The 6,859-nt window shown below is 44.5% G+C and carries 4 protein-coding genes, 1 tRNA gene and 1 rRNA gene; 2 read left to right on the forward strand and 4 right to left on the reverse strand.

All coding sequences use genetic code 11. The features are described from left to right. Nucleotides 1-27: 27 nt before the first annotated feature. A 5S ribosomal RNA gene (gene rrf / locus QTN95_RS19340) occupies nt 28-144 on the forward strand. A 73-nt stretch (nt 145-217) separates the two neighbouring features. Next, nucleotides 218-308: transfer RNA gene (locus QTN95_RS19345), tRNA-Ser, on the forward strand. Between the two features lie 70 nt (nt 309-378). Here the strand turns inward: QTN95_RS19345 and QTN95_RS19350 are convergent. From QTN95_RS19350 to glnL, 4 genes are all read right to left on the reverse strand, one after another. After that, nucleotides 379-1,188 carry a substrate-binding periplasmic protein gene (locus tag QTN95_RS19350; RefSeq protein WP_331418644.1) on the reverse strand — a complete coding sequence of 270 codons (810 nt, stop codon included), beginning with the start codon at nt 1,186-1,188 and terminating at the stop codon, nt 379-381. A gap of 70 nt (nt 1,189-1,258) precedes the next feature. Continuing rightward, complete coding sequence (locus QTN95_RS19355; RefSeq protein WP_331418645.1) at nt 1,259-3,799, reverse strand: bifunctional diguanylate cyclase/phosphodiesterase; 2,541 nt, start codon at nt 3,797-3,799, stop codon at nt 1,259-1,261. Between the two features lie 134 nt (nt 3,800-3,933). Further along, nucleotides 3,934-5,337 (reverse strand): nitrogen regulation protein NR(I), encoded by a 1,404-nt coding sequence (gene glnG / locus QTN95_RS19360; protein ID WP_331418647.1) that lies wholly within the window; start codon nt 5,335-5,337, stop codon nt 3,934-3,936. Nucleotides 5,338-5,372: 35 nt separating this feature from the next. After that, entirely contained in the window at nt 5,373-6,419 is a 1,047-nt protein-coding gene (glnL, locus tag QTN95_RS19365) for a nitrogen regulation protein NR(II) (protein WP_331418648.1), read from the reverse strand. Nucleotides 6,420-6,859 lie beyond the last annotated feature (440 nt).

Consider the following 6,859-nt stretch of genomic DNA (forward strand, 5'->3'; position numbering starts at 1 on the left):
TAACAGCTTTCCAGATTAAAGAATTTGCTTGGCGACCATAGCGATTTGGACCCACCTGATTTCCATTCCGAACTCAGAAGTGAAACGAATTAGCGCCGATGGTAGTGTGGGGTTTCCCCATGTGAGAGTAGGACATCGCCAGGCTTTAAATATCGTTACCTGCATAATGAGCATGTAACAACATCTCTAGTGTACTAATCTAGCGATGACAATTTGTGGAGAGATGGCTGAGTGGTTGAAAGCACCGGTCTTGAAAACCGGCATACGTTAATAGCGTATCTAGGGTTCAAATCCCTATCTCTCCGCCACATTGAGAAGCCCGCTGCATACGCCGCGGGCTTTTTCGTTTTACCCAACAATAAAATCAATTCTCACTTATCAGTAATACTGTTGATAGATACTCTCAGTTTCTCCATCCAGAGCCATTTGCTCAAGTACTTGCTTCATTTGGTAGGCTTTAGAGTCCGAATCAAGTTGAGTCGGAAAATTGTATGGTCCCTTGGGTTTATCGTTCCGGTATGAAGGGTTTTCTACTTCTTTAAAGTGTCGTGAGTGACGAGAAAAACCAAGATAGATCGGATTGACGTCTCCACAGCAATTGGGGTGGACTTTAATGTCGTCGCTGCTGTTGGTTTTTAGGTAATGCCTTATCGAAGCGCCATTGTAAATGTAGAAGTCTCCGCGGTTTTTTCTAAGCAGACCGACCGCTTTGTCTATTGTCATTTCAGGAACTGCGTATATTTTTACCGACTCAAGGTCTCGGACAAAATCTGGCGAACCTAATGCTTGAAGTATGGTATAGCCCTCAAGCTGCTCTAGCGCGGTTATTAGAGGAAAGTCTGATCGAGAGATGCCAATTTCACCACCAGGGAAACCATTCGCAATAAAAAACGTAAATTCTGCTCGCTGATCGTTAAAGTTGAAGCCTGGGTAGAAGTCTATTTCTCCATCTTGAAGCTGCTTGAGAATTCGCTTTTTAGGGCCTCGAACAATATCCAGTTCGCAGCCAATCTTGTTCGCTACGACCTGATAGAAGTGTTGGTACAAGCCACTATTATCAGGGGACTTGGCTATGAGAGGAGGACGCTCATTGGTTCGATAGCCCATGGTAAGCGTGCAAGCGTGGCTACTGAAAGCCAACAGACTTGCAGCTGCTCCTAGGGCGATATAGAAAGTTTTATTAGTCATGATTTACTCCGGCTAAGGAGAAGATATTAGTCAGTTTAGACGATCTACTTCTATTAGAGTGAACGAATCACTATTTCTTTGTGACCAAGTTGGTTGGCCACTCGGCATAAGGGACTGGTCGGCTGTAGAGGAAACCTTGACCAAGTGAGCAACCTAGTTTGGTAATGAGGCGCTCTTGCTCATATGTTTCAATGCCTTCGGCTACTATGCTGACTCTCATTCCTCGAGTCATGTTAACGATCGCCGCCACGATCGACGTATCGAGATTTTGAGGATCTAGGCTACGAACAAAGGCACGGTCTATCTTAATGCAGTCAAACGGTAGTTTATGCAGATAAGCAAGGGAGCTGTAGCCTGTTCCGAAGTCATCGATCGCAATTTTTACCCCTAGATCTCGGATAGCCTGCAAGTTTTGTATTGTTACTGGATCGTTGTCTACGATGCGTGATTCAGTAATCTCTAAGGTAAGGTTACTGGCTTTGAGGTTTGACTGTGCCAGTATTCTTTGTAGGACTTGGATAAACGTAGGTTGGGAAAGCTGATTAACTGAGAGGTTAACATGCATATTGAATGACTTGTCCCACTTGCCCTCTTTGAGACCCTGAACAGTATCATTGCACGCTTGAGTTAGAATATGCTCTCCTATTGCACCCATTAACCCGCTTTCTTCCGCTAATGGAATAAAATCCATAGGTGGTAGTAAGCCTTGCGTAGGGGAGAGCCATCTTGCTAGGGCTTCTGCACCCACGACTTTGCCACTGTTCAAATCAATGAGTGGTTGATAGAAAGGTAAAAACTCTTTGTGCTCAATGGCATCTTTTATCTTTGCTAACATCATGGTTCTATTTCGAGAGATATCCGCCATTTCAGGACGGTAATAGCTGATGCTTGTCGCGTCATGTTTTGCATTACTTAGCGCGATGCTCCCGTTTCTTAGCCATACCGTCATGTTGGCATCCGGTCCGTCTTCAACAACGCCGACTGAGACGCTGATTAGCACACTCTCTTGTTCAATCAGAAATGGCGATACGAACATTGCAATGATTTGATCTGCAAGGATTTTAGAATTAGCGCAGGTTTGTCGATCGGGTATGTAGATAGCGAACTCATCACCACCTATTCTGGCTAGATAGTGTTGATTGGTGAAAAGGGATTTGAGTCGGCGAGATATAACATTGAGAATCTGATCGCCTAGACTATGGCCTAAACTGTCGTTGATATCTCTGAATTTATTGATTCCCACCAGTAACAAAATACCGTCCAACTTACCGAGAGAATCACACGTATCAATCAAGCCTTCTCGACTATAGAGGTTAGTTAACGAGTCATAAAGTAATTGAGTTCGTAATGCTCTGAATGAGGCTTTTAAGTTGTTGGCCATTTCGTTAAATGCGAACACCAGCATAGAGGTTTCATAGATATTGCCTGGCTGTGGCATATGGCTATCCCAGTCACCTTTCGCAAGACGTTTGGCTACTGCTGCTGTTGATGTGATGGGTGTCATTATCTGGTTAAAGGCGAGCAAACCAACAACGATGCCGATAAAGCTCGCTATTAATCCAATAACCCAACTATTTCGCTGACTTTCTGGCAGTTTACCGAGCAGATGTGACTCGGAAATAGCGACACCGATATACCATTTCAAACCATGCTCATCGATGTAAGGGGTGAAATGGTTGAAATAGCGATCTCCACTGATATCGATTGTAAAACGTTGAGTCTGGTTCAGTTGGTATAACCCTTGTGATGCCGAATACTCGGCATTGGCTTTGATTATTGGATTTGTACTTTCTGTTGCGAATAGTCGCTCTCCTTTTGGAGTTAAAGATGTACCCCAAGAGACGACATTACCATTTGTTGAGTGAGCAATGAGACGCTTCTTGTCATCGACAATAAAGATGAGTGCGTTGGTGTGCTTTTGCTGTTCTTTTAGGAAGGTATTAAACGTGTCGATTTTGACATCAGTTACTACCACCCCTTGGAATTGATCGCCATAAAATACGGGGGTTAGAGCGGATAAGGTGATCTCTTGCCTTTCATCTGCATTGGCATAGATGGATGACCACATGGGCAGACGCATTTTGGCTACGGGGGCATACCATGGTCGGACTCTTGGATCATAGTTATCGATCACCGAGCGAACATTTTCGTTAATGACTTCTCCACGATAAATGACCAACTTATATTGGGTACGATTATCCTGAACCATTAAGGTGTAGCTTTTATCGGGCTCTTTGCGGAAACCTACGTACTCAGCACTTTCTCCGCCGAAGCCGATAACATCGAGTTGAGGGAAGGTATTGTAGAGATCGCGAAAGGAGGTTAGCAAATATTGCTCAATATTAGATGTGTCTCCTGAACGATAAAGTTCATTGAACCCAATAGAGTGGCTGAGAGCAAGGCTTGCCTGAAAGGGTTCATTGAGAAAACTATTAAGCTCAAGTCTGACGTTCTCAGTTAGAGCGGATAGTTGTTTACTGCTGATATCGACGACCATCTCTTCATAGCTGTTCTTCTGTACTGCTATGATCACTCCGATTGTAAAGATAAATATCAATACAAACGGCAGTACAACAGCTGTTCTGAGGGTGATCTTTGTAGTCACTTTCATCCGACCCCTTATGCACTGATCGTAATACAAGGCGAGTGACAGAGGGTAAAAACGGTGATTACCATACAAATAATAGACTGCAATCTATCCGTAGTAACCTTCATTTTCCGAGTCGGTTGTTAAGCGACTTGATGTCAGTAAAGCTCTTTGAGCTTTCGGGTCAGGGTGTTTCGTCCCCAGCCTAAAACTTTCGCTGCGTCTTGTTTATGACCGTTAGTATGTTCTAACGCTGCTTCCAAAAGTATACGCTCAAATTCAGGAAGTGCGTAAGAAAGTAGCTCGGTATCTCCTTGAGCAAGAGAGTTTCTTGCCCAGCTTGCCAATTGTTGCTGCCATGAACCTGCTGAACTAACATTGTTGTGCTTTTTGTCCTCAAGCAATTCAGAGGGTAGATCTCCGGGTAGAATTTCAGAGCCACTCGCCATAACAGTCAACCAGCGACAGATGTTTTCTAACTGACGAACGTTACCTGGCCAATCCAACCGATTAAGCGTTTCTACCGTGCTGGGATGCAGTGTTTTGACATCAACACTGAGTTCTTCAGCCGCTAATGCTAAGAAGTGTAAAGTGAGTTTTTCTATATCCTGTTTGCGCTCTCTCAGTGCAGGGATATGAATTCGAATGACGTTGAGGCGATGAAACAAGTCTTCGCGGAAATTGCCTTTTGAAACGAGTTTTTCAAGGTTCTGGTGTGTTGCTGCGACGATACGAACATCCACTTTGATGGGGGAGTGTCCACCAACGCGATAGAACTGACCATCCGCTAATACTCGTAGTAGTCGTGTTTGAATATCGAGCGGCATGTCACCGATCTCATCCAAAAATAAGGTTCCACCATTGGCTTGTTCAAAGCGTCCTTGGCGAACGCTGTTGGCTCCGGTAAAGGCGCCTTTTTCATGGCCAAACAGCTCTGACTCAATCAAGTCTTTTGGTATCGCCGCCATATTAAGAGCAATAAAGGGTTTGCTGGCTCGAGGGCTATGGCGATGAAGCGCATGAGCGACCAGCTCTTTACCTGTACCAGATTCACCGTTGATGAGTACGGAGATCGAAGAACGAGACAGTCGACCAATTGCACGGAATACTTCCTGCATTGCTGGCGCTTCACCAATGATCTCTGGAGGCGTGTAACCTTCGTCAGCCAGTAATGCTTGCTCTTGTCTCTGCTCGTGGCTATGTGTGATAGCTCGCTCAACTAAAGTCAGAGTTTCATCAACATCGAAAGGCTTAGGGAGATATTCAAACGCCCCTTTTTGGTAGGCATTGACCGCTGCATCAAGATCTGAGTGGGCAGTCATGATAATGACAGGAAGTTCAGGTGAACATTCATGTACCTGTTTAAGTAGCTCAATCCCATCAATGCCTGGCATACGAATATCTGAAACGAGTACGTCAGGCGTTTCTCGTTCAAGTGCCATTAAAACGCTTTCAGCATCTGCAAAGGTTTCACACTTTATGTTGGCAGATGAGAGAGTCTTCTCCATCACCCAACGGATAGAGCTGTCATCATCAACAACCCAAACGTATCCTTTACTCATATTGATTTCCTTGCAGCAAGATTACTTTCCATTGTTTAAATGGGTAAATAAATCGTAAATGTGGTTCTTCCAGGCCAACTCTCAACGTCAATTTTGCCTTGGTGTTGGTCTATTAAATTTTGTGCTATCGACAGGCCTAACCCTGTCCCCCCTTCTCTTCCGCTGACCATAGGGTAGAAAAGAGTGTCTTGTAGGTCGGCAGGAATACCTGGACCGTTGTCTGTAATTTCGATTCGTGCCGCTAGCTTGCAGCGTTGACCGTGAATATTGGCCTGATGCACTGTTCTGGTGCGAATAGTAATTTCGCCGTTTTGTTGCCCATTCAAAATTTGTCCAGCATTACTCACAATATTCAGCAGTGCCTGCTCAATCTGATCCGCATCCATAAGAATTTCCGGCAGGCTGGGGTCGTAGTCGCGTTCGATAGTGACACTCTGGTTGGCTTCGAGATCAACCAACTGACGGACTTTTTCAAGGATAAGGTGGAGGTTTTCTGGGCGCTTTTTCCCTGGTCTTTGTGGGCCCAGTAGTCGATCCACTAAGGCGCGTAAACGATCGGCCTGTTCGATAATGATTTGGGTATATTCAGCTAGGCTAGGATCTGGGAGAGTGCGTTCCAGTAGCTGAGCAGCACCACGTAAGCCACCGAGAGGGTTTTTAATCTCATGCGCAAGGCCTCTAACTAGTAGCTTTGCGGCTTGTTGCTGAGCATGTTGATTCAGCTCTTGGGACAAGCGACGTTGCTGGCCTATTTTCCTCATTTCAACCAGCAGCATTATTTTTTTATTCCAAGATATTGGGCTCACAGTCACTTCAAGCATCAATGGTTTGCCATCGACAACAAAGGTAACATCGCTGTCAGTAATGCTTTGTCCACTTTGTAGTGGTTGTGACAGCAGTGCAAGATCCAGTGAGGCATGCTGGATTAAATGTGATAGTGGATGATTGACTATTCGCTTAGCACTTTGAGAAAACAGTTGTTCAGCCGCTGGATTGGCGTACTTCACCTGAAGTGACTCATTCATAATTAGAATCGCGGTCACTTGGTGGTTTAAAATAATGTTATTGAGTTCGCTGTCCACTGCTCTCTCCCTCATCCTTGAACTTGAATAGTGCAGCGCACCAAATTGGTGCGAAAGAAAATTCAAGTATGGCGCATTCACTGTAAGAACTGAAGCTAAAACCTATTGCATACAGGTACTTTAGTGTCGATTTTGTTCAGTTATTCATCATGGCTACTGCTAATGCACGGTTTCTAGAGTTGTTAATGCAATAAGCTTGCCGTCTATAAGATGTTGAATTACAAAAGAGTTGAAGGTGTAAGTAATGTCTGATTCTCGACACCGGAAAATAAAAAGGCTCGCCTAAAAGGCGTAATGCCGATCAGTTAAGGCTTAAATGATCGGTTGAACGATCCTTTCAAGGTGTCAAAATCCGAGTGTATTCCAGACACTCGGATTTTTTTATGTTTCTAAGACAAGCACTTAACCAAGTTCATCAATTCTCTGTTGAGCAACTCTCA

This window comes from Vibrio sp. M260112, from assembly GCF_036533775.1.
Taxonomy (GTDB): domain Bacteria; phylum Pseudomonadota; class Gammaproteobacteria; order Enterobacterales; family Vibrionaceae; genus Vibrio.